The sequence below is a fragment of the Paenibacillus sp. EKM10P genome (genome assembly GCF_011800655.1).
Taxonomy (GTDB): Bacteria; Bacillota; Bacilli; order Paenibacillales; family Paenibacillaceae; genus Paenibacillus; species Paenibacillus polymyxa.
Genome location: NZ_JAALET010000149.1, coordinates 1 through 216, shown reverse-complemented (window position 1 = coordinate 216; position 216 = coordinate 1). Strand labels below are relative to the sequence as shown.

Below are 216 nucleotides of genomic sequence, written 5' to 3'. Positions count from 1 at the left end.
TGATATTCCGGGGATCGAAAATATGGTGGGCTTGTTCATTAACACCATTCCCGTACGTATCCGCAGTGGAGCTGAGGGCACCTTTGCCGACCTGATTAGAACGAATCAGCAGCAGGCGCTGGCTTCTCAAGATTATGAAACGTATCCGCTGTATGAAATTCAAGCCTTGACCGAGCAAAAGCAAGAGCTGATCAACCACATTATCGTGTTTGAAAA

At 46.8% G+C, this 216-nt stretch carries 1 protein-coding gene; it reads left to right on the top strand.

Annotated elements, in window-relative coordinates; all coding sequences use genetic code 11:
- Positions 1-22: 22 nt before the first annotated feature.
- Positions 23-216 (top strand): condensation domain-containing protein (locus tag HFE01_RS26885; protein WP_481856258.1); only part of this gene is annotated, 194 nt, incomplete at its 3' end.